At 60.5% G+C, this 25,760-nt stretch carries 23 protein-coding genes; 4 read left to right on the plus strand and 19 right to left on the minus strand.

The genetic code is table 11. The features are described from left to right. Positions 1-110: 110 nt before the first annotated feature. The 3 genes from BOO69_RS21685 to BOO69_RS21695 are packed head-to-tail and all read right to left on the minus strand — an operon-like array spanning position 111 to position 3,096. Positions 111-1,244, minus strand: coding sequence for a TRAP transporter substrate-binding protein (locus BOO69_RS21685; RefSeq protein ID WP_156875021.1), 1,134 nt, complete (start codon positions 1,242-1,244; stop codon positions 111-113). Next, complete coding sequence (locus BOO69_RS21690) at positions 1,220-2,506, minus strand: TRAP transporter large permease (protein WP_027264380.1); 1,287 nt, start codon at positions 2,504-2,506, stop codon at positions 1,220-1,222. Before BOO69_RS21690 ends, BOO69_RS21685 begins: the two co-directional genes overlap by 25 nt. Beyond that, positions 2,503-3,096, minus strand: coding sequence for a TRAP transporter small permease (locus tag BOO69_RS21695; protein WP_083545805.1), 594 nt, complete (start codon positions 3,094-3,096; stop codon positions 2,503-2,505). The genes BOO69_RS21690 and BOO69_RS21695 overlap by 4 nt, the downstream gene beginning before the upstream one ends. Positions 3,097-3,313: 217 nt before the next feature. Between BOO69_RS21695 and BOO69_RS21700 the strand changes: the two genes are divergently transcribed. The 3 genes from BOO69_RS21700 to BOO69_RS21710 are packed head-to-tail and all read left to right on the plus strand — an operon-like array spanning position 3,314 to position 6,613. Beyond that, positions 3,314-4,573: a CaiB/BaiF CoA transferase family protein gene (locus BOO69_RS21700; RefSeq protein ID WP_071974357.1), complete on the plus strand. Its 1,260-nt coding sequence runs from the start codon at positions 3,314-3,316 to the stop codon at positions 4,571-4,573. Beyond that, positions 4,570-5,445 (plus strand): GntR family transcriptional regulator, encoded by an 876-nt coding sequence (locus BOO69_RS21705; RefSeq protein WP_027264381.1) that lies wholly within the window; start codon positions 4,570-4,572, stop codon positions 5,443-5,445. The genes BOO69_RS21700 and BOO69_RS21705 overlap by 4 nt, the downstream gene beginning before the upstream one ends. 4 nt (positions 5,446-5,449) lie before the next feature. Further along, positions 5,450-6,613: an acyl-CoA dehydrogenase family protein gene (locus BOO69_RS21710; protein ID WP_027264382.1), complete on the plus strand. Its 1,164-nt coding sequence runs from the start codon at positions 5,450-5,452 to the stop codon at positions 6,611-6,613. An 84-nt stretch (positions 6,614-6,697) separates the two neighbouring features. Here the strand turns inward: BOO69_RS21710 and BOO69_RS21715 are convergent, their stop codons facing one another. The 3 genes from BOO69_RS21715 to BOO69_RS21725 are packed head-to-tail and all read right to left on the minus strand — an operon-like array spanning position 6,698 to position 9,837. Next, positions 6,698-7,864 (minus strand): acyl-CoA dehydrogenase family protein, encoded by a 1,167-nt coding sequence (locus BOO69_RS21715; protein ID WP_036051588.1) that lies wholly within the window; start codon positions 7,862-7,864, stop codon positions 6,698-6,700. 16 nt (positions 7,865-7,880) lie between these two features. After that, the gene (locus tag BOO69_RS21720) at positions 7,881-9,119 is read right to left on the minus strand and encodes a thiolase family protein (RefSeq protein WP_027264384.1); all 1,239 of its coding nucleotides are present in this window, start codon (positions 9,117-9,119) and stop codon (positions 7,881-7,883) included. A gap of 16 nt (positions 9,120-9,135) precedes the next feature. Next, positions 9,136-9,837 carry an enoyl-CoA hydratase/isomerase family protein gene (locus tag BOO69_RS21725; RefSeq protein WP_237267666.1) on the minus strand — a complete coding sequence of 234 codons (702 nt, stop codon included), beginning with the start codon at positions 9,835-9,837 and terminating at the stop codon, positions 9,136-9,138. A gap of 200 nt (positions 9,838-10,037) precedes the next feature. Between BOO69_RS21725 and BOO69_RS21730 the strand changes: the two genes are divergently transcribed. Further along, positions 10,038-11,141 (plus strand): CaiB/BaiF CoA transferase family protein, encoded by a 1,104-nt coding sequence (locus BOO69_RS21730; RefSeq protein ID WP_036051655.1) that lies wholly within the window; start codon positions 10,038-10,040, stop codon positions 11,139-11,141. Between the two features lie 25 nt (positions 11,142-11,166). Here BOO69_RS21730 and BOO69_RS21735 read toward each other — a convergent pair whose 3' ends face one another. The 13 genes from BOO69_RS21735 to BOO69_RS21795 all read right to left on the minus strand — a co-directional run bounded on the left by BOO69_RS21735 (position 11,167) and on the right by BOO69_RS21795 (position 25,753). Next, positions 11,167-11,955 carry an SDR family NAD(P)-dependent oxidoreductase gene (locus tag BOO69_RS21735; RefSeq protein ID WP_027264387.1) on the minus strand — a complete coding sequence of 263 codons (789 nt, stop codon included), beginning with the start codon at positions 11,953-11,955 and terminating at the stop codon, positions 11,167-11,169. Positions 11,956-11,967: 12 nt separating this feature from the next. After that, positions 11,968-12,759, minus strand: a complete 792-nt coding sequence (locus tag BOO69_RS21740) for an ABC transporter ATP-binding protein (protein WP_027264388.1) — start codon at positions 12,757-12,759, stop codon at positions 11,968-11,970. A 61-nt stretch (positions 12,760-12,820) separates the two neighbouring features. Beyond that, positions 12,821-14,059, minus strand: a complete 1,239-nt coding sequence (locus tag BOO69_RS21745) for an ABC transporter substrate-binding protein (protein ID WP_027264389.1) — start codon at positions 14,057-14,059, stop codon at positions 12,821-12,823. Between the two features lie 34 nt (positions 14,060-14,093). After that, on the minus strand, positions 14,094-15,146 hold the full coding sequence (locus BOO69_RS21750; RefSeq protein WP_027264390.1) for a branched-chain amino acid ABC transporter permease: 1,053 nt from the start codon (positions 15,144-15,146) through the stop codon (positions 14,094-14,096). 3 nt (positions 15,147-15,149) lie between these two features. Further along, positions 15,150-16,034 carry a branched-chain amino acid ABC transporter permease gene (locus BOO69_RS21755; protein ID WP_027264391.1) on the minus strand — a complete coding sequence of 295 codons (885 nt, stop codon included), beginning with the start codon at positions 16,032-16,034 and terminating at the stop codon, positions 15,150-15,152. Between the two features lie 15 nt (positions 16,035-16,049). Beyond that, complete coding sequence (locus BOO69_RS21760) at positions 16,050-18,047, minus strand: AMP-binding protein (RefSeq protein WP_223228100.1); 1,998 nt, start codon at positions 18,045-18,047, stop codon at positions 16,050-16,052. A gap of 4 nt (positions 18,048-18,051) precedes the next feature. Next, positions 18,052-18,831: an ABC transporter ATP-binding protein gene (locus BOO69_RS21765; protein WP_028288584.1), complete on the minus strand. Its 780-nt coding sequence runs from the start codon at positions 18,829-18,831 to the stop codon at positions 18,052-18,054. Positions 18,832-19,043: 212 nt separating this feature from the next. After that, on the minus strand, positions 19,044-19,883 hold the full coding sequence (locus BOO69_RS21770) for an HTD2 family dehydratase (RefSeq protein ID WP_027264394.1): 840 nt from the start codon (positions 19,881-19,883) through the stop codon (positions 19,044-19,046). Between the two features lie 11 nt (positions 19,884-19,894). Further along, complete coding sequence (locus BOO69_RS21775) at positions 19,895-21,058, minus strand: acyl-CoA dehydrogenase family protein (RefSeq protein ID WP_071974358.1); 1,164 nt, start codon at positions 21,056-21,058, stop codon at positions 19,895-19,897. Positions 21,059-21,061: 3 nt separating this feature from the next. Continuing rightward, positions 21,062-21,856, minus strand: a complete 795-nt coding sequence (locus BOO69_RS21780) for a citryl-CoA lyase (protein ID WP_027264396.1) — start codon at positions 21,854-21,856, stop codon at positions 21,062-21,064. Next, on the minus strand, positions 21,856-22,770 hold the full coding sequence (locus tag BOO69_RS21785; protein ID WP_027264397.1) for an SDR family NAD(P)-dependent oxidoreductase: 915 nt from the start codon (positions 22,768-22,770) through the stop codon (positions 21,856-21,858). Before BOO69_RS21785 ends, BOO69_RS21780 begins: the two co-directional genes overlap by 1 nt. Positions 22,771-22,782: 12 nt before the next feature. After that, positions 22,783-23,742, minus strand: coding sequence for a hydroxymethylglutaryl-CoA lyase (locus BOO69_RS21790; protein WP_027264398.1), 960 nt, complete (start codon positions 23,740-23,742; stop codon positions 22,783-22,785). Positions 23,743-23,746: 4 nt separating this feature from the next. Next, positions 23,747-25,753 carry an acetyl/propionyl/methylcrotonyl-CoA carboxylase subunit alpha gene (locus BOO69_RS21795; RefSeq protein WP_027264399.1) on the minus strand — a complete coding sequence of 669 codons (2,007 nt, stop codon included), beginning with the start codon at positions 25,751-25,753 and terminating at the stop codon, positions 23,747-23,749. Positions 25,754-25,760 lie beyond the last annotated feature (7 nt).

Below are 25,760 nucleotides of genomic sequence, written 5' to 3' on the forward strand. Positions count from 1 at the left end.
CGACCAGGCTGAGTGTCGAAGGGCAGGATTCAGATGCACCCACCGGCTGACTTCTGCGCGTTTTTGGTGGCCTGGCCCGACACAGGAGCCGGGCCGACCACGATCTGGTATCAGTTCCTTTTCAGCGCGGACCGGAAGGCTTCCAGGATCTCGGTTCCGGGCTTGCCTTGGGCATCGAGTTGCTCGGCCCATTCGGACCCAACCGTCGACAGGATCTGGTTCAGCTTTTCGACATCTCCGGCGGGCAGGTCAACGAAGGTCACGCCCGCCTCGGCGATCTGCTGCTTGACTTCAAGGTTCTGGCGGTCGGCAGTTTCGCATCCTTCCCTAGTCAAATCTTCGCCGATCTCGGTGATCGCCTGCTGGACGTCTTCGGGCAGACTGTCCCACTTTTCCTGCCTGATCACGTAGGTCGCGACAAAGGAACCAAAGTTCATCCCCTGCGTACCCCAGTCAAGGAATGTTTCCATTCCGTAAGGGGTGACACTGGGATAGGGGAAGAGCCCGGCGTCGATCGTCCCGCGCGACAGCGCCTCGCGCACTTCGGGCGCCGGCATCTGCACCGGCACGCCGCCGATTTTCTGGACGGTCAGGTCAAGCGCGCCGCCAGTGCTGCGGATCTTCAGGCCGTCCATGCTGTCCAAACCGGTGATCTCACGGCTCGACGTCAGCAGGTTGTAGGGCGGCAGCACCATCGCCATCAGCAGGCGCACGCCGTTCGGCGCGAATTCGGCCTGGTCTAGCGCGCCGCCGGGCTTGGCGATCTCCCAATAGGCCATCGTGCCCTCACACGACGTCGAAAACGCCTCGGGCAACTGCCCGACCGCCGAAAGGGGCATCTTGTCGCTGACATAGGAGGGGCCGACATAGCCGATATCGGTCACGCCGGTCTGGGTCAGCGAGAGTAGGTCCTTGGCCTTGCCGAGTTGCTGAGCCGGGAAGTACGCGAACTCGGTTTTCCCGGTCCGCTCGCTCACCCGTTCCATGAAAGGTTCGATCAGGCTCTGGGCAATGTAATGGCCGGTGGGCAGGCTGTCGGCCGCGCGCAGTTCGATCTCCTGCGCTGCAACCGGCTGCACGGCGAGCGGTAGCAAGGCAACGCTCAGGGCCCAGCCCGCTGTCCGTAAGGGCGATGGGAATTTGGATATTCTGGTCATGATTTCATTCTCCTCCTGTCTTTTAGGGTTATGGACTGGCGCTATTGCGCAGGCCGACGTCGTCAGTTCATTGTCGAGGGCAGCCACAGCACCAGCACGGGAAATGCAGTGAGCAACGCGATCACCAGCAAATGCGCCAGAACATGCGGAAACGTCCCGCGAAAGATTTCGCCCAAGGGTCGCCGGGTATATCGGGCCACCACAAAGACATTCATGCCCAGCGGCGGAGTGACCATGCCGACCTCGGCCGTCACCACGACGATCACCCCGAACCAGATCGGGTCGAAGCCCAGCGACAGGACCAGCGGCAAAAGCACCGGCACCGTCAGGATGAGGATGGCGATCTGGTCCATGAAGGCACCCAGAAAGACGTAGATGATCAGGATCACCACCATCACCCCCATCGGCGAAATACCAAGGCCGCCGATCCATTGGGTCAAATCGTTGGTCACCCGCGTGAGGGTGAAGAAATAGCCAAAGATATGCGCGCCGAGGATCACGAAAAGGATCATGCAGGTGGTCTGCGCCGCCCGTCTCAGGCAACCCCAGGCTTGGCTGAATCCCAGTTTGCGCTCGTGCAGCGCCAGCAGCATCGCGCCGAAGGCGCCGATCCCCGATGCCTCGGTCGGCGTGGCAATGCCCGAGTAGATCGTGCCGGTGACGGCCAGGAACAGCAGCAGCATTGGCCCGACACGCGACAGCGACGCAAATTTATCGCGAAAGCTGTAAGGCTGGCCGGCAGGCGCGACCGAGGGATCAATCCGCACCAGAACCGCGACCGTGGCCATGATGGTCAGAGCGACCAGAATCCCCGGTATCACCCCCGCCACCAGCAGCTGTCCGACCGAGACATCGGCAATGATCCCATAGAGAATCAGCGCCACAGATGGCGGAATCAACATCGCCAGTGTGCCCGAAATCGCCACGACGCCGCTGGCCAGCTTGGGGTCGTAGCCTTCGTCGATCATCGCCGGGATCGAAGTGGATGCCAGCGTTGCCGCCGCTGCCGTGCTCGACCCCGAGATCGCGCCAAAGCCCGCCCCGGCTACCGCGGTAGCCATGGCCAGGCCGCCGCGGAGACGGCCGACCCAAATGGTTGCAGCGCGAAAGAGATCTTGCGCCACGCCCGAGATGATCACGAATTCGGCCATCAGGATGAACATCGGGATGGTGATGATTTCGTAGGAATTCGCGGTACTTAGGGGTGCAGTCTTCAGGATGCCGCCCAGTACCGCCATGCCGCCGAACAGATAGAGCCCTACAGACCCCGAAATCGCCATTGCCAAGGCCACCGGCAGCCCGATCACAAGCAGCCCGGCCAGAAGCGCAATTACCAGAGCCACCGTCACAGGACGTCCTCCCCTTGGAGCGCGGTGGTCTCGGGCGGGGGCGGCATTTCAACCAGATCGTGGCGCGAGAAGATGGAAAACGCGTGCCCGACCACCCGGTAGATCAGGCGCAGCGTCAGCAGCGCGGTGCCAATCAGGACGACCAGATAGGCCGGCCAGGTCAGCCATGGGACCAGCGCGGCGATCCGGTCCTGCCCGGCATAGGCGCTCTGGAAGCGGCCCCAGGCCTCGAACGCGATCAGCGCCATGACAACTGCCCCTGCAGCATAGCCCACCGCCTGCCCCAGATGGCGAACCCGTCGCGGAAGTATGTTTTGGAACAGATCGATTGCCACGTGCCCGTGATGATGGAGTGTGTCGGGCAGCATCAGGAAGAATACCGTGACCACAAGGTAGAGACCGATCAGGTCGTAGGACCAGCCCAGTGGCATCGAAAGCGCGTAGCGCATCGCAACATCCACGACCACGATCAGCATGATCACCGCCAGTGCGACACAGGCCAGCGCCGCAAACCCGGTCTCTAGCACGGCCAGCCCCCGCGAAACGGCCAACAGGCCGCGCGCGCCCCCCCTTTTCTTCGGCGGTTCCATTGCGGCCACCCCCCCCCTTTTTTTTGGCGCTATTTCGGGCCATTTCCATCGGCGATTTCCACGCCGGAAACGAGCCGCCTTAGCCTCATTGTGGCGCCAAACTTAGCAAGGCCCCCTTGCATGTCAACGCTCCCCGTGCAAAAAAACTAGCAATACAGTCTTTTAGTCTTTTGTAGCGTGCGGTCGGTGCAGCCGATCCGGTGCCGGGGGGGGAATCATGTTTCAAATGCTCGACGGGGTGCGCGTGGTAGAGCTGGGCCATATTCTCCTGGCCCCCTACGCCACCCAGTTCCTGGGCGATTTCGGCGCTGATGTGATCAAGGTCGAAGCGCCGGAAGGCGACTATTATCGGCGCCTCGGCGCCTCGCGCGTGCCGGGTATGACCGCTCAGTGGATGGCGGTGAACCGGAACAAACGCAGCATTGCGCTTGATCTCAAATCCCCCGAAGGGCGTGCGGCGCTGCTGGAGATGCTGAGTCAGGCGGACATCGTGGTTCACAATATGCGAGTGCCTGCGATCGAGCGGCTGGGTCTTGGATATGACGCCGTGCGGGAGGTCAATCCGCGCATCGTCTACTGCGCCGCGATCGGGTTCGGGCAGGACGGGCCCTATGCCGACTTGCCCGCCTTCGATGACCTGATTCAGGCCCGGTCGGGTCTGGCCGAGGCCAACGGGCGCAACGCAGGTGCCCCCGCCTTTGTGCCGATGGTGGCCGCCGACAAGATCACCGGGCTGGCGCTGGGTCAGGCGATGCTGGCCGGCCTGTTCCGGCAGCGCACCACCGGCGAAGGGTGCTACATCGAAACGCCGATGTTCGAAACGATGATATCGGTGATGTTGAGCCAGCATTTCAACGGGGCGGCCTTCCGGCCTCCGGAAGGCGGGTTCGGCTATGCGCGGGTCATGAGTCCATTCCGCAAACCAGCGCAAACCAGCGACGGTTTCATCGCGCACGGGATCTACAAATTCGATCAATGGCAGCGGTTTCTGCGTGCTGTGGGTCGCGACGACGTGGCCGACGGCCCCATGATGACCGACGCGGCGACCGCACAGCGGCATTTTCCCGAACTCTATGAACTTGTTGTAACGCATATCCTGCCGCAGCGGACCACCGCAGAGTGGCAGGCGCTGTTCGATGCCCTCGATATTCCCAATGCCCCAGTGATGGCGATGGAGGACCTGCCCGACGATCCGCATGTCCGCGCCGTTGGCCTGATAGAAGATTATGACCATCCCCAGCAGGGGCCGATGCGCCGGGTCCGAAGCCCTTATACGATGCGCGGCGTCGAGATGGGCCCCGATCTTCCGGCACCTGCCCTTGGCGCACAGGGCACGGCGATCCTGGAAGAGTTCGGCTTCTCACCGGAAAGGGTTGCTCAACTGATAAAGGCCGGTGTCGTTGTGCAACCCGAGCAGGACTCGTCGGTAAACGACGGTCTGACAGGAGCGGTGCCTCGGTCCGGCGACCAGCCTTGAGCGGCACCCGGACCACCGGCGTCGGCCACTGTCCCCGCCCGGAGGAAGGCTCGGCCAGGGAACTGCTTCGGCAGCGTGACGGCATCCCCTTGTATCTCAAGCTCGCAAGCCTATTTCGCGAAAAGATTCGCTGCGGCGATTGGCCCATACACAGCCAGTTGCCAACCCTTCCGGCCCTGCGCGACGAATACGGCCTGGCGCGCGAAACCGTCCGCCAGGCTCTTGGGGTTCTGCGCAATGAGGGCATGATCGACAGCACGCGCGGACTGGGCACCTTCGTGACTGCGGCGGCCGAGGAGAGCGAGCCACGTGCGCCCGCCTACGATCCGCTGACGCTCGGGGCACAGGTGCGTATAGATATATTGTCGCGTGCGCCCTGTAAGGAGCTTCCCGATCTTGGCCGCGACCTGACGGGGATGGAAACGCCGCTGGTTCATGTGCGCAAGCGCCATCACGCCGGGCAGCAGCCGTATTCGCTGGTCGATCTGTGGCTGCCGCAACGCTATTTCGAGATGCTGCCCGAGGGCGCTGACGAAACGCAGCTATATTCGCAACTGCTGCGCGACCACACCGGCATGACGGATCTGTCGGGCGACCAGATCATCACCATCGTTCGGGCCGACATCGCCACCGCGCACCTGTTGGGCATCACCCTCAGCGAGCCGGTGGCCCATGTGGTCTCGCGCTTGTTCGATCCCGAAGGCCGCCCGGTCATGGCTCACCTCGTGCAGATCCGCAGCGACGTCTTTTCCGCCGAGCGCCAGTTCGGCAATCTCGCCACAGGAGATCCCGGCTCCTGGCGCCCGCATATGGCGGAACCCGCCCCGCCCGAGCATTCGGGCGAACCACACCCACGTCAGAAGAAGGAGTGATCGCATGGATTTCGATCTCACCGAAGAGCAACGGGCCATCCGCGACGCGGTGGCCAGGATCTGCTCGCGTTTCGACGATGCCTACTGGCTGGAACGCGAACGAACCGGGACCTTCCCCGAAGATTTTGCGGCCGAGATCGCAAAGGGCGGTTTCTATGGCGTCACGATGGAAGAGCAGTATGGCGGATCGGGCCTGGGTATCACAGAGGCATCGCTGGTCATGCAGGAGATCGGGCGTTACGGCGCGGCGGCCAGTTCCGCGGTGCATATCAATATCTTTGGGCTGCAACCGGTGGTCGGCTTCGGCACCGACGAACAGAAGGCTCGAATGCTGCCGCCTCTGATCCGCGGAGAGCACCGCTCCTGCTTCGGCGTAACCGAACCGGACGCCGGCCTTGATACCACGCATATCTCGACCTTTGCGCGCCGACGCGAAGACGGTGGGTATGTGGTCAACGGGCGCAAGGTCTGGACCTCGACCGCACAGCGCGCAGATCACATCCTGCTGGTGACCCGGACCACGCCCATCGAGGACTGCGAGCGACCGACCGACGGCATGTCAGTGTTCTACACCGATTTCGACCGCAGCAAGATCGACGTGCATGAAATTGCCAAGATGGGCCGCAAGGCGGTCGACTCCAACGCTATCTTCATTGATGGGCTGGAGGTGCCCGAAGAGGACCGCATCGGCGCGGAAGGTGAGGGTTTCAAGGTCCTGCTCCACGGGCTGAATGCCGAGCGGATCATTGTCGCCGCGGCTGCGGTCGGGTTTGGGATGTACGTACTGGAAAAGGCGGCCGCCTATGCGCGCGAACGCGTCGTCTTCGACCGTCCAATCGGCCAGAACCAGGCGATCCAGCATCCGCTGGCCTCGGTGTGGATGCGCCTTCAGGCGGCGGAACTGATGACCTACAAAGCCGCCACGCTTTACGATCAGGGCAAGCCCTGCGGGCTGGAGGCCAATACCGCGCGCAACCTCGCCGGCTCGGCGGCCTACGAAGCGGCATTCCGCGCGGTGCGCACCCACGGCGGCTTTGGCTTCGCGCAGGAATACCACGTCGAGCGTTACTTTCGCGAAAGCGTACTGAACTTCATCGCGCCGGTCAGCGAGGAGTTGATCCTCTCCTACGTGGCCGAGAAGGCATTGGGGATGCCCAAGTCCTACTGACTCTTCGCCCGTATCGCGATCACTCCGGGTCGTGCCCACCCTCGACGCTGACGAGCGCCGACGGTGGGGCGGCCAAGGCCCTTTTCAGAACGCGTTAAGCCCGGTCAGGTTGCGCCCGATGACCAGTTTTTGGATTTCGGTGGTGCCATCGGGAATCGGCATGACCTTTGCATTGCGGAAGTGCCGTTCAACGGGGAACTCTTTGGTGATGCCGTTGCCGCCGTGGATCTGCACCGCTTTGCCGGCGATTTCGACGGCCATTTCGGTTGCATACCATTTCGCCATCGAGGTCTGGGTGTCACAGCGCACGCCCAGGTCCAGAAGTTGCAGCCCGCGCTGGCACAACAGGCGCGCGGCATCCAGGTGCGTGGCCATGTCGGCCAGGTAGCCTTGAATCAACTGGTGCCCGCCGATCGGCTTACCATGTTGTTGGCGATCCTGCGCATATTTGACGGCACATTCCAACGCCGCCTGCGCTATGCCAATGCTCGTCAGGCCGACAAACACGCGAGCGCTCTCAAACAGTTTCAATGTCTGGAACAGGCCGCCGCCTGCATTACCCAGAACATGGTCAGCGCTGGTTTCGGCACGGTCGAAAAACAATTCGCAGGTCGATGCACCGACAAGCCCCAGCTTGCGCAATTCGCGGCTCTCGTAGTTGCCGGTATCGCGGTCGACGATGACCATGGAAATACCGTCGTCCAGATTGCAGACAACGATGGCGAAATCCGACTGGGCCCCATTGGAAATCCAGAGCTTCTGGCCAGTGACGAAAATCTTATCGCCCTCGCGGTCCGCACGTGTCTTGACCTCGCGTACGTTCGAACCGACCTCTGGTTCGGAAATACAGGTGGCACAGATCCGTTCGCTGCGCAGGAGCGGCTTCAGATAGGCCTCTTTCTGCGCCACATTTCCCAAGAGGTTGACCGCGAACACGGCATGACCCTGAATCAGCACCGCGATTGCCAGATCGGCCCATATCCGGGCCAGTTCCTCGTATAGGATGCCATAGGTCATGCGGTCGATTCCGGCACCGCCGTCCTCTTCGGGGATCAGGCCGCTGATCAGCCCGAATTCCTCGACCTTGGCGAACAGGGACTTCAGGGTTTTCGCATCGGGGGGGTGGCCGAGGTTCTCGTATTTCTCGGCCAGCGGCGCGAACTCTGCCTCGGCCATCTTGCGGAAGTTTTCCAGCAACATGCGTTGCTCATCTGTATAGATTGCCTGAGCGGCGGCGATCACGTTTTCCATGGTTCGTCTCCTTGTTTCAACGGCCCAGAATGGTGACGCAGGCGGCCGCTTCTTCTACCCCGTGCAACCCCCCGCCGTTTTCGGCGATGGCGTTCTTTGCCCCTTCGACCTGACGCGCGCCAGCTTCGCCGCGTAGTTGCGTGACCAGTTCGAAAACCTGCCCTATCCCTGTGGCACCGACCGGGTGGCCCTTGGATTCCAACCCGCCCGAGGGGTTCACCGGAATGCGTCCACCGATCTTTGTCTCGCCGCGCAGACTGGCGGGACCGCCCTCGCCGAATTCGACAAATCCGAGGTTCTCGATCTGGATCACTTCGCCCACGGCCGTGGCGTCATGCACTTCGGCCACCGATATATCCTCGGGGCCGATCCCGGCCTGTTCATAGGCCTCAAGCGCGGCAAGCCGGGTCAGGTGGTTCTTGTAATCTTCCGGCGGACGATCGGTGCCCGAGCGCAGGATCGCGGCCTTGACCTTGATCGCGCGCGCGGGATCTAGGCCCAGACGTTTTATCCCCTCGCCGGTGCATAAAACGGCCGCAGCGGCCCCGTCCGAGATCGGGGCGCACATCGGCAGGGTCAGCGGATAGGTGATCGGCGGCGCGGCCAATACCCGATCGACGCTCATGGCTTCTCGGTATTGCGCCAGTGGATTATGCACGGAATGCGCATGGTTCTTGGCGGCGACGGCGGCGAACTGTTCCTGAGTTGTGCCAAAGGTCTTCATGTGCAGCCGGGCGAAGCCTGCGTAGACATCCATGAACACGCTGTAGGGCTTGGGCGATTTCGATCCTTCGGGTTCCTCGACCCCTGCACCCAGATCGGCCAGCCGTTGCGCGACCTCTTCGCTGTTGCTGACGTCCCAGCCGCTGTCGAAGGCCGAAAACATCAACGCACGGTCGTCAGAATACATCTTTTCGGCGCCCACGGCGAGACAGCAGTCGCCATTGCCGGCCTTGAGGAAATCGACTGCCAGTTTGAACCCGGTCGAGGCGCTGGCGCAGGCGTTTTCGACATTCACCACCGGAATGCCCTGAATGCCCATTTCACGCAGCGCGATTTCGCCGCGGATCATGTGCTGGCCCTCCATGTGGCCCTGCACCGCGTTCGAGAAGAATGCGCCGTCGATACGATCTGCCGTCACTCGGGCATCGGAAAGCGCGGCGGCGACGGCCTCGCCGGTCATGTCCTTGATGGTTTTGTCCCGGAACTTTCCGAACGGCGTCATCCCGATGCCAACGATGTAAATGTCCTGCATCGTTTGTCCTCCTGACCTAGTATCCGCGAAACTGCGGTTTTCGTTTTTCATTGAACGCCGACAGACCCTCGTGCATGTCCCAGGATCGCATGTGCGCGCGCAGGTTCAGCATCTCTTCGGAAAGCGCGGCGGTTTCGTCCACGTCCAGCGACCGATTGGAAACCGTCTTCATGCGGCGTAAGACCGCCGGGCTTTTTTCTGCCAGCCTGTCGGTAAAGGCCTGCACCGCTTGTCGCAGGTCTTCGTCCGCGACGACCTTGTTCACCAGTCCCCAGTCCATCATGTCCCGTGCCGAAACGTTCTCGCCCGAGAACAGCAGGTATTTCGCGCGGTTCAGGCCAATCCTACGCGGCAGGATCGCCGCACCGCCGGCCCCGGGAAAGACGCCAAAGTTGGAATGTGCGTCGCCCAGTTGCGCGCTTTCGGCGGCAAAGACCAGATCGCAGGCCATCACCATTTCCAAACCGCCCGCCATCGCCAGCCCGTTCACTGCGGCGATCACCGGTTTCGGGCCATGTCGCATAAGCCCAAACGTGTGATCGACAAGATCCAGAAGATCCGGCTCGCCTGGTGCATGTTTGGCGCCAGCAACTTCTTTCAGATCGGCACCGGCGCAGAATGCCCGGCCAGAGCCGGTCAGGACAATTGTACGCACCCCATCGTCGGCCAGCGCCGATTCCAGTGCTGCCGCCATCTCGCGCAGCATCTGCGTTGACATTGCGTTGAGCTGTTCGGTGCGCTGGAAGGTAATCCATTCAGTTTTTGCGACCCGCTCAACGAATAGCGTCTGCTTTGCCTCACTCATGCTAAGCTCCTGATAATTATACATATTATTGGTTTTTCGCCTTGTCTTTTGCGGCGATTTACGCTGCACTCGGGCGGACCCGCACGTGGAAAACAAAAGAACTGGAGATTGATATGAGCACTGCACCCCTGGCCGGCCTGAAAATCCTCAGCCTTGCCGAACAGTTTCCCGGTCCCTATGCCACAATGCTGTTGTCCGACATGGGAGCCGAGGTGATCATGATTGAACGCCCGGGCATCGGTGATCCGGCCCGGCAATTTCCGCCCTTGTTCCGGGCACTGAACCGAGGCAAGCGCAGCGTTGCGTTGGATCTGAAATCGGCCGAGGGGCTGGCACGGTTTCGCGAACTGGCCAAGGAATCGGATGTCATCGTCGAAGGGTTCCGCCCTGGCAAGCTTGCGGCCTTGGGTGCCGGTTTCGAGGACATGCGTAGTGTCAACTCGCGGCTGGTTTATGTATCGATTTCGGGTTACGGGCAGGACGGCCCCTATCGTGACAGGGCTGGCCATGACCTGAGCTATGAAGGGGTTGGCGGTTTGCTGGCCGATCAGGCCGATGCAAAGCAGCCCGGCCCTGTGCCGCCGATCCCCCTTGCGGATGTTGGCGCGGCGTTGTTCGCGGCGATCGCAATCCTGTCGGCGGTGGTGTCGAGCCAGCGCACAGGGCAGGGGCGTTACGTGGACGTGTCCATGTCGGATGCGGTGGTTTCGATGTTGACCGCATTCCTCGTTCCCGCCGCCAATGGAACACCGCTGGGCGAATTTATCGCCGAGCCGGGCTATGGCGTGTTCACCTGCAAAGACGGCAAGCTCTTGACCTTGTCCATCGCGCATGAGGACTGGTTCTGGAAACCGTTCTGCGATGTGATCGACAGGGCGGATCTTGCGCCGTTGACAGGCCGCGACCGTGTCGCCCGCAAGGCCGCGCTGCGCGAAGAAATCGCGGCGATTCTGGTTGGCAAGACGCGCGCCGAATGGGGCGACCTTCTGGATAAGGCGGGGGTGCCATGGGGTCCGGTCAATTCCCTGGTCGAAACGTTGGACGACCCCCATGTGCGTGCGCGCCAGCTGCTGCGCAAGATTACGCATGACGGCGGCAAGGCCGAGACTTTTATTGTCCAGCCGTTGAAATTTGATGGCTTCGAAACCGCAACACCGAATCTGCCCCCTGAACTCGGGGCAGATAATGACAGCGTTTTTTCGGACGACGCCACCTAGAGGCGGCGGTTGGTCGATGTCTACTCTAGCAGGCAAACGAATACCCACCATTCACTGGATAGGTCTGTCCGGTGATCCAGCTGGCAGCATCCGAGCAGAGGAACAGGATCATTCCGGCGGGGTCTTCCGGCTCGCCCAGACGGCGGATCACGTATTGCGACAATGCCCGCTTCTCGGTCTCTGCATCCGGGATCAGGTCGGCGACAGCCGGAGTTCTTGTGCCCCCCAAGGCGACGCAATTCGCGGTGATCCCGAACCGGCCGCCGGCCTTTGCAATTGCCCGCATGAAGCCGGCCGCACCGGCCTTGGCCCCGGAATAAACCGCCAGATGCGGTTCACCGACACGGCCGGCGTCGGAAATGACGGTCACAATGCGCCCATAGCCACTGTTAACCATCAACGGCATGGCGTGACGGGTGCAGTTCAGCACCCCATCGAAATTGGTGGCCATCCAGCGGCGCCATTCATCGGGATCGGATTCCCAAAAAGGGACCAGATCGTCGAGCCGCGATGTCGGCCCGGCGTTGCCCGCATTGTTGACCAGAATATCCACGCCGCCAAATGTGGTCTGCGTTTCGGCAAACGCCGCGCCAACCGCGTCGAAATCCGAGACGTCGAAGGCGAGCGGCAGAGCCTTTGCACCCGCTGCCTCCACTTCCGCGGCAACGCTTTCGGCCCGTTCGGCGTGAAAATCGTTGACAACGATGGCACCGGCTCCGTGTTCCGCCAGATAAAGCGCGACTTGCCGACCAACGCCTTGCCCCGCTCCGGTTACAAATGCGGTACGACCTTTGATGGAAAGCAGGTTACTCATCTTCGCTCCTTTCTATCCCAGCCATCTCTTCCGGCGGCGATAGTGTTTGATATCTCGATAGCTTTTGCGCTCGCCCGATGCGGTTACGCCGAGATAGAATTCCTTGATGTCCTCGTTGTCAGCGAGCTTGTCGGCAGGGCCGTCCATCACGATCCGGCCGTTCTCCATCACATAGGCATAGTCGGCGATCGATAGCGCCGCGGCGCTGTTTTGTTCGACCAGGAAGAAGGTCGTGCCTTCTGACTTGAGCTGCTTGAGCACTTCATAAACATCCCGGACCATCATCGGGGCCAATCCCAACGACGGTTCGTCGATCGCGATGATCTTGGGGCTGGCCATCATGGCCCGGCCGATCAGCAGCAGTTGTTGTTCGCCACCAGACATGAAGCCAGAGGTGCGGTTGCGCAGGTCCGCAAGCCGGGGCATCAAGGTGTAAACATGGTCCAGGCGCTTTTTCAGCTCGGCGGAGTTGGGCACCATGTGCCCGCCGACGATCAGGTTTTGCTCTGACGTCAGATGCCGCAAAACGCGCCGCCCTTCCATCACATGGATGAGACCGTTCTTCACGACTTCCGAGGCTTCCATGTTCTGAATGGGAGTTCCGTCCAGAACGATGGACCCCGCCGAAACGGTTCCATCCTCGGATTTGAGCGTTCCCGAGATGGCTTTAAGCGTCGTGCTTTTTCCTGCGCCATTGCCACCGAGCAGAGCAACACATTGTCCCGCACGGACTGTCATGGACACGCCTTTGAGCGCCAGGATGACGTCGGAATATGTCACCTCTACGTTGTTGAGTTCCAGCATGGTCATATTGCCCGGGGCTAAGGATCAGAACGGGCGCCGCGACTGCGGCGCCCGGATTAATTCACCATTTCTCAACTTGCGGAACGTCGACACCCGTTGCCGCGATGGTGATTTTCCCATCTTTGACGGTGCCCACATTCACTTTGAGGCCTTCCAATGGGAACGGTGCTTCTGGCGTAAAGGACAAGGTCGGCAGGAACCCATGGGTTTCTTCGGTGGTGATCGGTTTGGCAAAAAGCGCCTCACGTACCATCTCTCCGGTCAGGCCCTCGGCGCCGTTCGCCTCGATCGCGTGATCGATCACGGTCACGGTATAGAGACCCTGAGATACGCCCATTGCGGTCACGACGTTCCAAGGTGCTTCGAGTCCGTAATCGGCAACCAATGTCTCGTAGAATTGTCGCGCGGGAGTGTCCTCATCGGCCGCAATCACCATGCCGTAGGCTTCAAAGTCCCCCTCCATTTGCTCAAGCCCGCCAAGCGCGCTACCCGAGGCTGGAAGCCCGTTATGCGAACTCATCATGATCGGGATGTTCGCCCCGTTGGCCTGCAGCCCACGTTTCGCGGCAACCACGATAGAGGTGTTCGTTTGGATTACCAGCACCTCGGCCCCGGCTCGTACAACGCGGCGCATTTGCCCCGTCAGATCGGTGGGTTGAACTTCGGTATAGATGACCTCGACGAGGTCGATCTCCTCGGGGTGCTCTTCGGCATAGAGTTCAATGCCCTTTGCCATGTCGACATAGGCAGGCGATGCTTCTGAGGCGAGGATCGCAACCTTGAGCGGTTCGTCTCCGCCGCGCTGTTCACGCATCCAGTTCAGAAAGCCGACACTTTCGTGCGAATAGGTCGGGCGTGGGTTGAAAATCCAGGCATCCGGTTGCCAGGCAAAACCGTAGGCCGCTGTGGCCATGAACATCGGGATTTTGTCTTCCGGCAGGCGTTCGGAAAGGGCCGCGACGTCGGGCCCGCCGAGGCCGACAACCGCAATCGGGTCCAGTTCCGATTTGATCCCGGGCCAGAGACTTGCCACCTGTGCCGCGTCATAGCGGGTTTCGTAGTTTTTGTAGTTCAGCGTGACGCCAAGTTCCTTGCCGCGGGTTTCATTCCACCAGGTGAACACAGCCTCACGTCCGCCGGCCAGAATGGGCATGATGTCAGCATAAGGGCCGGAAAAGTCCGACAGCAGGGCCAGATTATAGGTCTCTTCGGCCTGCGCCTTCAAAGGCATGGTCGCCGCGGCCGCCAAGGCAGCCGCAGCCAGAAAGCCGCGAAGACCTCGATTCGATTGGTAAGTCATATTCTTCCTCCCAGGTTTAGAGCCGCTCTATTTCTCAGTAAGGAAACGGCCAGATACGGTATGACGACTTCAGGATGTTCCAGCGGTGCATCAGCCCCTTGGGTTCGAGGATCATAAACAATGCGATCACGCCGCCAAGAACGACATTCATGCCAGCGAACACGATGTCACCGCCAAGGAATGATACCGAGTCGGCGATATTGGGGCCGACCGTCGCGATAATTTCCTGGATGATGCGGATAATGAAGACGCCGATCAGGGCCCCCACGATTGAACCCATCCCGCCGACGATGATCATCGCGACGAAGAAGATCGAGTGAAACAGGGTGAACTGGTCTACCCCCACGAAGCGGATCAGATAGGCCCAAAGCGCCCCGCCGACGCCCGCATAGAAAGCGCCGATCAGGAAGGCATTTGCCTTTGTGGCCGCGACATTGATCCCCATTATACCCGCGGCCACGTCATCATCCCTGACCGCCACGAAGGCACGGCCGAAGCGTGACCGAACGATCCCGAACGCGCCCGCCACCATGATCGCGGTGACCGCGAAATTCAGATAGAACTGCGAAGATTCGCTGACAAATCGCAGCCCGAAAAGCTCGGCCGGGGGCACGGTGATACCGTTCGATCCACCCAGCCAGGTAGACGGCAGGTTCAATACGGCAAAGTGGAACAGGAACTGAGCTGCAATCGTGGTCAGTGCCAGATAGAACCCCTTGATCCGCGCCGCGGTCAAGCCAAAGAGAAAGCCGAACAGCGCAGCCGAGAGCCCGGCCAGAGGAATGGTCAGCAGAAACGTAAGGCCGGTCTTCGAGGCCAGTATCGAGGCCGTATAGGCCCCGACCCCCATGAAAGCCGCCTGACCCAGGTTGATCTGGCCCGCATAGCCGGTGCAGATCTGAAGCCCGACGGCGATGACGGCGCTGATCATCATCATATTCAGGATAGCGATGATACGGCTGCTCACCAGGTAAGGCGCCAACAGCAGTAGAGCCATGAATACGACGAGGGCCAGAAACTGCCAGCGCGTTCGGATCAAACGTCTGTCACTGCGATAGCTTGTCGGGAATACGCCGGAAGGGTCCATGGATTACACCCGTTCAATTGTGCGCCAGCCGAACAGGCCGGTCGGTCGGATCAGCAGAATGGCAAGCATGATGATATAGGGGACAACGCTGCCCAGTGACCCTCCGATCAGCGGGTCAAGATAGTTGGTTGTCAGGCTCTGGACGATGCCGATAATCACGCCCGCAAGGATCAGCCCGCCGATGGATTCCAGCCCGGCAAACAGCGCCACCGGCAGGGCCGCGAACCCGATATCCGAGGCCAGGAAGGTCAGCGATTTGCCGCTGAGAAAGATCATCGCACCAATTGTGGACAGGATTGCCCCGAGAACCCAGGCAAAGGCAATCGAGCCTTTCACCGAAATGCCCATCGAGGAGGCCACGACGTGGTCTTCCGCCACGGCGGTCATCCGCAGGCCGGACCGGGTCCGGTTGAAGAACCACGACAGGCCGACGGCGGCGACAATGGTGATGATCCCGCCTATCAGGAGGTTCATCGGGATCAACATGTCGCCGAGGAACAAGGGTTTCAGCGGGAAAATGATCGGGAAGGGCCGCACGGCGGGACCGAACACAAGCAGCACCAGACCGCGCAGCAGGATCAGAAGACCGACGGTGACCATGACCATCGAGAAAACCGATTCACCGATCAGCTTTGTCAGGAAAATCCGTTCGATTGCGTACCCGACCAGCCCGGCCAGAACCAGCGAAAGGGGTATCGACAACCAAAGGCTAAGCCCCGCTTGCATCGTTGTGAACCAGACGATGAACCCGCCGATGATCACAAGCTCGCCCTGCGCGAAGTTGAACACCTTGCTGGCGCGATAAATCACAACAAAGCCCATGGCCACCAGCGAATACAGAAGGCCGATCAAAGCCCCGGTAATGATGTCATTGATGAAATAGACCATTGTCGCCGACCTCCTTTAAGATTTGGACTGCCGCTTGGCAGCCTTCGATGCGTTTTCAACATCCGACACGCGAACCGTGGTCTTGAGAACGCCTTGACGACCGTCCTGATAGGTCACAGCGATTTCGAGATCTGTCTCGTCATCGCCAGCATAGATCGCCTCGACGAGCTTGGCATACCGTTCCTCCAGAAAGGCCCGGCGAAGCTTTCGGCTGCGGGTCAACTCGCCTTCATCCGGGTCGAGTTCCTTGGGAAAATTCGCAAAACGTGCCACGCGCGAGCCTTCGGGCAGGAGCGCATTGATGCGCGCCACTTCGCCTTTGATAAGGTCCAGAACTTCGGGTTTCTGCGACAGATCGGTGTAGGTCGAAAAGCTGATCTTGTTCTCTTCCGCCCAACGCCCGAGAACTTCCATATCGATATTGATAAGCGCGCTGACGAAATTCCGGCGTTCGTCGCCCAATGTCATGAGGTCCTTGATGAAGGGGCTATACCGCAACCGCGTTTCGATGAACTGCGGCGGATAGCTGTGACCGTTTGCCAGGCGGCGCATGTCCTTGACACGGTCAAAGAACAATAGCTCGCCGTCGTCGGTCATCGAGACCGCATCACCGGTCTTGTACCAACCGTCTTCGGTCAGCACCTCTGCGGTCTTTTCGGGCTTGCCGTGATAGCCGCCGAAGCCCGATCCGCCACGCACCTGAAGCTCCCCTTCGTCCGAGACCCTGTATTCCAGCGGTTCGCCGTAGTTCGTGTTGCTTTGCATCCAGCTGCCGCTGGTTTCCAGCTGATAGCTTTCGCCGACATGCGCGGTCAGAAGGCCGATTTCGGTCGCGCCATACACGTTGCGCAGCTTAACCCCCATCGCGTGGAACATACGAAAGACGTCAGGTGCCATCAGGGCGCCGCCGCTCATTGCGTTTTTGGCCTTACCAAGGCCAAGATTGTCGCGCAGGTGATGCAGCACCAGAGCTTCGGCAAAGGGAAGCTGCAGGCGTGCGGCAAGGCTGGGGCTACGCCCTTCCAGCCGCTCGACGTAAACGTTGCGGCCAACCTTCATGCCCCAATTGTACATCGCATTGCGGAACTTGCCCGCGCCCAGCATCCGGGCCTGAACGATGGAGGCGAGGTTTTCCCACTGGCGCGGACTGAACACCAGTGCATCAACCGCCAGTTCGCGAATGTTGGTCAGTACGTCTTCAGGGCCTTCGGGAAAATTGACGACCATGGGCGCGATCAAACCGATCGACAGGCCGAAAATCTGTTCCGTGACCCAGGCAGGCGAAATGTAGGTCAGGTATTCGGTGCCCGGCGCGATTTCGATTGCCCCCATCACCCGCGAGCAATTGTCGAACAGGTAGCGATGGCTGATGACAACGCCCTTGGGTTTTCCCGTGGTCCCCGAAGTATAGGACAGCAAGGCGGTATCGTCCGCCCGTCCACGTTTTACGTGTTCTTCAAATCTGGCGGGTTCCTTGGCGTGGATCTGACGCCCTGCCGCGCTCACACTTTCAAACGAATGCAACAGGGGATGATCATAGCCCCACAGACCGGAATCGTCCCAGTAAACGACCGCCAGGGCGCCCGAGTACTTGCCCGCAATCTCGATGCATTTATCGACCTGCTCCTGATCCTGCGCCAGAAAAACCCGCGTTTGCGAGTCTTCGGCCAGATACAGAATCTCTTCAGCGTTTTGATCCGGATAGACAGACAGGACTTTGCCGCCTAACGACTGGACGGCGTATTCAGCCCAGAAATGTTCGGGTTCGTTTTCGCCAATCATCATGACGGATTCGCCAGCCGACAAGCCCAGGTTCTCCAACCCGAGAGCCAGGGCGCGAACCCTGTCAAGAACATCGGCCCAGGTGAATTCACGCCAGATGCCCAGGCGCTTGTGCCGTTCGGCGAGGTTGGTCGGTGTGGATGTCGCTCGCGCGAGCAAAACCTGCGGCAGGGTTTCGCTATGTGTCACTGCTGGGTCCGAAAAGACCATTGCTGTCCGTTGTTTGACCATGCCGCTACCCCAGATATGCCTTTATGACAGCCGGGTCCTTCTGGATTTCTTCCGGGGTGCCTTCGGCGATGACCCGCCCGAAATCCAGCACCACGATCCGGTCGGCAAGGTCCATCACGACGCCCATGTCGTGCTCCACCAGAACTACCGGAATCTTGCGCGCCTCGCGCACATCGAGAATGAAGCGCGCCAGGTCTTCTTTTTCCTCCGAGTTCATGCCGGCCATCGGTTCATCCATCAGCAGGATCGACGGTTCCTGCGCCAATGCACGGCCCAGATCGACACGCTTGCGCAACCCATACCCCAACGTGCCCACGGGCCGGTTGCGGATTGCCTCGATCTCGAGAAAATCGATGATCTCCTCTGCGGCTTCACGATGTTCCGATTCCTCGCGCATCACGGGACCGAACTGGAAAAAGGCCTGGACTACATTCGATTTCATCAGCATGTGGCGGCCGATCATAATGTTTTCCACCACCGTCTGCCCGGCAAAAAGATGGGTGCCCTGAAACGTCCGCGCCAGACCGCGCCGGGCGATCTGGTCAACACGCAGGCCGGTCACGTCCTGCCCGGACAATTCGACACGGCCCTTCTGCGGACGGTAGAAGCCCGCAGTCACGTTCAGAAGTGATGTTTTTCCGGCACCATTCGGACCGATAATTGCAAGCAATTCATCGTCGGCCACGGAGATGCTCACATCGTCGAGCGCGGTCACACCGCCAAATTTCAAAGTTGCGCCACGCACCGCAAGCGGTGACGATACGTGCCCGTTATTCGTGGTCATGTTACAACCCGTGCTTTTCCCCAACACCTCATGGAGGCACGCATAGCCTGACCGCACGGTTTTCCGTTGGTTACGAGTTTTCCTCGCATCGTTCCTCCTCCCACCTCTTAATTCAGAGGTTTGCCTGGTCTATTTTACCAAGTCTCTCCGCGCAGCCTAACAGATGTTAGAAAAATTGGTCAACAACTGAATCCGCTACCAAAGGAAACCGATCAGACAGCCGCGTACTCTGCGGAAAAGCTTCGAAGACCGTTTTGATCCTGACACCAGACTGTCCCGGAGGTGCCGGTCTCTTCATTGTGCAGTTGCAATTCGCAGGGCAGGGTGAGTGGCGCGAGGCCGCGGAACGAAAACCGGTGGGGCGATGTTTTCAACGCATCCGCCGCCAGATTCAGAAGCAGCGTGGCCTGCAATGGGCCATGCACAACAAGCCCGGAATAGGCTTCGGTTTCGGTGGCGTAGACGTAATCATAGTGAATGCGATGGGCATTGAACGTCAGCGCCGAATAGCGAAACAGAAGAACAGGATCCGGTGTCAGCGTCGATCTAAGCGTGGTGGGGTCACCCGCGTCAGCTGCGCTCTCGCCCGTGCGGGGGGTGGAAATCTCACGATAAACGATCGTTTGCTGCTCCCGGATACAAAGCCGGTTGCCACTCAGATACTCATGTTCGACGGTCACAAACACCAATGGTCCACTACGGCCCTGCTTGGCCACAATATCCCTGATCGAAGAGCGCCGGGTGATGGTTTCGCCGATTTTCAGCGGCGCGATATGTTTAACATCGCCGCCGGCCCACATCCGGGCGGGCAGCGGGACAGGGGGTAGGAATCCACCCCTTGCGGCATGGCCGTCTTCTGACAGGGCGGTCGCTGGCACGGTATCAAGGGAAATGCACCAATGAATTCCCAGCGGGACATCGCCTGATCCGTCCCAAAGATGCGGACCGAGCGTGGCGCGGAATTTGTCGATCAGCCCCTCCGTCAGAACGTCTTCTTTAGTCTCGGTGCGTCCCAGCCAGGGCGCCAGCGCGTCAAGGTCGATCTCACCCATAATCCTGGCCTTCAGAACGATCTTGGCATGCCGAGGATATGTTCTCCGACATATGACAGGATCAGGTTGGTCGAGATCGGGGCGACCTGATAGAGGCGCGCCTCGCGGAACTTGCGCTCGACATCGTATTCCCGTGCGAAACCGAAGCCGCCATGGGTCTGGATGCAGGCATTGGCCGCTTCCCAGCTGGCCTCCGAAGCCAGCAGCTTGGCCATATTCGCCTGTGCTCCGCAATCCAGCCCAGCATCGAACCGCCTGCAGGCTTCAAAGCGCATCAGATTGGCGGCCTCGATGTTCACATAGGACCTGGCGATAGGGAATTGCACGCCCTGGTTCTGGCCGATGGGGCGGTCAAAGACCATGCGGTCGCCGGCATAGGTGCGGGCCTTGTCGACGAACCAGTATCCATCACCGATACATTCCGCCGCAATCAGGGTACGTTCGGCGTTCAGCCCGTCAAGAATATGGTAAAATCCGCGCCCCTCGGTCCCGATCAGGTTCTCGGCGGGGATTTCCAGGTTGTCGAAAAACACTTCATTGGTTTCGTGGCCGGGCATATTGGCGATGGGGCGGACCTCCATGCCGTTGCCGACCGCCTCTTTCAGATCGACCATGAAGATCGACAGGCCCTGCGATTTCTTCTTGACCTCGGCCAGCGGCGTGGTGCGTGCCAGCAGGATCATCAGGTCGGAATGCTGGATACGGCTGATCCAGACCTTCTGGCCATTGATCTCATACCGGTCGCCCTTTTTCACCGCCGTGGTCTTCAGTTTGGTGGTGTCGGTGCCGGTGGTCGGTTCGGTCACGGCCATGGATTGCAGGCGCAATTCGCCGCTGGCGATGCCGGGCAGATATTTCTGTTTCTGCTCCTCCGAACCATGCCGCAGCAGCGTGCCCATATTGTACATCTGCCCGTGGCAATGGCCCGCGTTGCCGCCGCAGCGGTTCACCTCCTCCATGATGATCGAGGCTTCCGTCAGGCCCAGACCCGAGCCGCCGTATTCTTCTGGGATCATCGCGGCGAGCCAGCCCTCGCGGGTCAGCGCATCGACGAATTCCTCGGGGTAGGTTTCATCCTCGCCGAACTTGCGATGATATTCTGGCGGAAACTGCGCGCAAAGTGCGCGCAAGGCGTCGCGCAGATCGGTGTGAGTGTCTGGGGCTGACGTCTGCATCGGTTACTTCGCTCCTGAACCCGACGTTTCAAGAATTTCCTGCTCGGCACGCTGCCAAAGCTCATAGGAAATCGGGTTTTCGCTCTCTTCGAGGATATGACCGACCAGACCGATGGCGCGTGCCATGACGCCAAAGCCCCGCACGATCTTCCAGGGGAAGCCAAATTCACAGCAGATTGCTCCGATCGCCCCGGTGGCGTTAATCGGCAGCATCTTACCCGATTTTTCTTCGGCAACGGCCTGAATTTTCTGGATCAACTCGATGTATTCACCGGACTTGCCGTTCTCGGCAGCGATCTGGAACAGGCGAGGTGTGCGCGGATCGACCGGCTTGTGCACCGGATGTCCGAGCCCCGGCACGATCATCTTGCGGGCGCGGAATTTTTCCACCGTCTCGACGGCCAGCGCATCCAGATCGACACCGGTGCCCAACTTGTCCTGTGGCAGTGCCTCGTAAAGCATTTTCGAGGCACCTTCCATAGAACCGACAAAGACGGTGCCCAGCCCACACAAGCCAGCCGCCACAGCCGCCTGAAGCGATTCCGGCGCCCCCATATAGGTCATCCGCGCCGCCAGGGCCGATGGCGTGATGCCATGTTCGACAAGGGTGATGATGATGGCGTTGAAGACGCGGCTTTCCTCGAGCGTGGCCTTGCGGCCCGTCAATTGCAGAAAGGCCAGATCGCCCAGGTTCATGTGGCCGAGGATTTCGTTCGGCAAGTCGAGCCCGCGCACGCAGATCTTGTCGGGGGTGCTCCAGGCAATGTCGGAGCTGATTTTTTCTTTGCGTTTTCCCATTAGACCGGATCCCACGAAAAGACATCCGCCGAAACTTCGAGCGGTGTGAATTGCGATTTGAGCGCGGGAATGGCGCGCTCGGCGATTTCATCGGCGGTCCAGCCGTCACCGGAGTGGACGGACCGGAGCGGGCGGGGCTGGTTGAACAGGAATATCTCGTTCATCCGCACTGCAAAGATTTGCCCCGACACATCCGCCGCGCGGTCGCTCATCAGGTAACAGGCCATCGGCGCGACCTTGGCGGGGGTCATCTTCTTGACCTTCTCGACCCGCGCCTTCTGTTCCTCCGTGTCGGTCTTGATCGACGATATCATCCGGCTCCAGGCGAAGGGCGCGATGCAGTTTGACCGCACGTTCCAGCGTTTCAGGTCGAGCGCTACCGATTTCGAGAAGGCCGCGATGCCCAGCTTTGCCGCCGAATAATTCGCCTGCGCCAGATTGCCGATCAGCCCCGAGGTCGAGGTCATGTGCACGAGCGCGCCGCTTTCCTGTTCGCGGAAATAGTCGGCGGCCGCGCGGCTGGTATTGAAGGCACCATAAAGATGGACCTTCACCACCGCGTCGAAATCCTCATAGGTCATCTTGTGGAAGTAACCGTCGCGCAGAATGCCGGCGTTGTTTACCACCGCGTCGATGCGACCGAATTCCTTGACCCCGGCTTCGATCATCGCGCGCGCGGCATCGGGATCGGTGACAGAGCCGCCATCGGCAATGGCATCGCCCCCAGCGGCCCTGATCTCTTCGACGACTTTCTGCGCCGCAGTTTCTGTCTGACCGGTGCCTTTCAGGGATGCGCCCAGATCATTGACCACCACGGCGGCGCCTTCGGTAGCTGCCATCAAGGCGATATCACGCCCGATCCCACCGCCGGCCCCGGTGACCAGAACGACCTTTCCGTCAAGTGCTTTTGTCATCTTCTTGCTCCCTCAGCGTGACTTGCGGTATTTGTCCAACCCGCCGGTGTGCATGACCCGGCCCATGAGCGGCACACCGATGATCTCTTCTGCTTTGACCGCCGCTGCGATCAGCTTGTCCAGATCAATGCCGGTTTCGATGCCGAGCTCGTGACACAGGAACACTGCATCCTCGGTGCAGACATTTCCTGCGGCGCGCGCGTGGCCGTGGCCCGCGAAAGGACAGCCGCCAAGACCGGCGACGGAGCTTTCGAACATGTCCACGCCCATCGACAGGGCCGCATAAACGTTGGCGATCCCCAGCCCACGTGTGTCATGGATGTGCATACCGATGCGCGCCTCGGGCGCCAATTCGCGCAGGGCGCCGATCATCCGTTTGACCGCCTCGGGGTTTCCCCAACCCATGGTGTCGGCGACCACGAGGATCGGCACGGGGATGTTCTCTTCTTCGCATAGCTGAAGGATAAAGCGGAAATCGTCCAAGATGCGTTCTTGGGGGATGGGGCCCTCGAGGTTGCAGCCGAAAGCGGTCATCACATAGGCCGCGTCGACGGTATATCCCTCTTCCTTGTAAAGACGGACCCAGTCACGTTGTTTTTCCCGCATCTCGGCCGAGGAACAATTGTTGTTCGATTGGGCGAATGCTTCGGAAGGATAGAACAGCAGACGCGGGTCGATATCGACCTCATGCGCGGTCAGGGCCTTGCGAAACCCTTTGTCGTTCAGCCACAGCGATGTGTAGTTCACGCCCGGTTTGCGCTTGATACGCTGGAACAACTCGCCGGTGTCCGCCATCTGAGGAACGTATTTCGGGCTGACAAAGCTGCCGACCTGAATGCGTTTCAAGCCGGTTTCGCTGAGCATGTCGATCAGTTCGATCCGCTCTTCGATCGGGTAAATCTTCTTTTCGATCTGAAAACCCTCACGCGGGCCTTCTTCACGAAATTCTACGAATTTGGGAAAGTCGCTCATTTCATCACTCCTCGGATGGCAGGATCTCGGCGATGACCTGGCCGCGATCGACCATGTCCCCATTCGAGACGGATATATTGCTGGCGATCCCGGCCGCGGCCGCCCGGATCGAGATTTCGAGTTTCATGGATTCCATGACCGCGACCACGTCGCCTTCGGCCACGCTCTGACCGTCGGAGACCTTGATTTCGACAATCATGCCGGTCAGCGGAGAGGTCACGGCGCGATCCGCCGCGGCATCGCCGCCGGCAAAGGCAAGGGGCGCGGCGGGCCGAAAGACCAGGCGGCCTTCGGGCGTATCCAGTTCGATCACGCCCGCGTGCAGGCGCGCGTCGATCAGATGGACGGTGTCGCCTTCGCCGACACGCCAACGGCCCGGGGTCAGTTCACGTGCCGACAGTATCAGCGCCTCGCCTTTCTCCGAACGGATGGTGTACTTGGCACCCGGTTTGACAGGACTGACGCGCAGTTCTTCGGATACCTCGTCAGAATCGGTAAGCGTCACGCGCTGCCCCGCTTCAATCGCATCGCCGCCCAGTCCAAGCCGCCAGCCGGTAAAGGCATCACGGTTGGTCCAGGGATTGGCGTCTGTGTCGCTGCGCGACTGGGTCACGAAGAGAATGGCAGCGGTCGCCTTCCACAGATCTGGGCGGGTCAGGCCGGGTGCCTGTGTCAGCTCATCCAGCCTGCCGTCGATCCAGCGGGTATGCACCTGCATCCGTTCGAATTCATGGTTTCGCGCCAGCGCCGTCAGAAAGGCGCGATTGGTTTCGACACCTTCGACCGCGACATGATCAAGCGCCGTGGCTAGACGTGCCAATGCGGTTTCCCGGTCGGGCGCGTGCACGATCAGCTTGGCGATCATCGGGTCGTAGTAGGGCGTGACGGCATCGCCTTCTTCGACGCCGCTGTCGATGCGCAGGCCCGATGGCAGGCTGAGCGTGGAGAGCGTGCCCGTCGACGGGGCGAATTGCATCGCCGGATCTTCGGCGTAAAGCCGCGCCTCGACCGCGTGGCCGTTGATCGTCAGATCGTCCTGCACCAGTCCAAGGCCCGCGCCTTCGGCAATCCGCAGGTGAAGCGCGACAAGGTCCAGCCCGGTGATCGCTTCGGTGACGGGATGTTCCACCTGAATGCGCGGGTTCACCTCAAGGAAGAAATACTCGCCACCCGCGACCAGAAATTCGACCGTGCCCAGCCCGCGATAGTCCAGCGTTTCGCCCAAGCGCACCGCGTCGCGTGCGATGTCGTCCAGAAGCGTTCGGGGCAGACCCCAGGCCGGGGCTTCCTCGATGACCTTCTGGTGGCGGCGCTGAAGCGTGCAATCGCGTTCGAACAGATGCACCACATGGCCCTTGCCGTCACCTGCGATCTGCACTTCAACATGGCGCGCCTCGGGCAGGAAACGCTCCAACAGCAGCCCTTCGGAGCCGAAGGTGGATTTTGCTTCGCGCAGCGCGCCTTCGATGTCCTCGACCAGCGTGGTCTCGTCAGTGACGAGCCGTTGTCCGCGCCCACCACCGCCGCCGACCGCCTTGAGCAGCACCGGCAGGCCCATTTGGCGCACCTCCTCGGCAATCTGCTCGGGATCGGACCGCGCACCTTCGGCGCCCGAAATCACCGGGACGCTGGCCGCCACGGCGGCCTCTTTGGCGCTGGCCTTGTCGCCGAAACGTTCAAGCGTTTCCGGCGTCGGCCCCATGAAGATCATGCCGGCGGCTTCGACCGAACGAGCAAAATCGGGGTTTTCGGCCAGAAAGCCATAACCGGGATGGATCGCATCCGCGCCCACTGATTGCGCAGCGGCAATCACCGCGTCGATTTTCAGATAGCTCTGGGATGCAGGTCCGGCGCCGATACAGACAGATTTGCCAATCTCGCGGACATGCAGGGCATTGACGTCGGCCTGCGAATGCACGCCGACGGGAATGATACCGCTTGCCCGCGCAGTGCGCGCGATCCGGCAGGCAATTTCGCCGCGGTTGGCGATCAGAAGCGTCTTGATTTTCACGGTTCGC

It is taken from the genome of Sulfitobacter alexandrii (assembly GCF_001886735.1).
Classification (GTDB): Bacteria; Pseudomonadota; Alphaproteobacteria; order Rhodobacterales; family Rhodobacteraceae; genus Sulfitobacter; species Sulfitobacter alexandrii.